Origin of the sequence: Acinetobacter sp. AL9, from assembly GCF_041464035.1 — a bacterium.
In the GTDB taxonomy this organism is placed as follows: Bacteria; Pseudomonadota; Gammaproteobacteria; order Pseudomonadales; family Moraxellaceae; genus Acinetobacter; species Acinetobacter towneri.
Map to the genome: position 1 here is coordinate 1 of NZ_JAYFSK010000191.1, position 361 is coordinate 361.

Consider the following 361-nt stretch of genomic DNA (forward strand, 5'->3'; position numbering starts at 1 on the left):
GCAAATGGGTCTGTGATCAGTGTGACACCCTGACTCAGCAAGCGATGCCTGCCTATGTGATTGATAAAGGCATTGCTTCACCTGAACTGCTCAGCCATGTGCTGGTATCGAAGTATGCCGATCATTTGCCGCTGTACCGTCAACGTCTGATCTATCAGCGGGCGGGAATCGAACTTTCTAGATCAACGTTATCTGACTGGATAGGTCGCTGCGGTGTAGAACTGGAGCCTCTGGCCAATGCCTTAAAAGAGGTGGTACTACAACAGCAGGTGCTGCATGCAGATGAAACACCGGTCACCATCATGCGGATGGGTGAGAATGATAAAAAACCGAAGAAAGGTTATGTCTGGGCCTATGCCAC

General features: G+C 50.1%; 1 protein-coding gene. It reads left to right on the forward strand.

The genetic code is table 11. The features are described 5' to 3' along the window. Positions 1-361 (forward strand): transposase (locus ACEO2X_RS14275; RefSeq protein ID WP_371972193.1); only part of this gene is annotated, 361 nt, incomplete at both ends.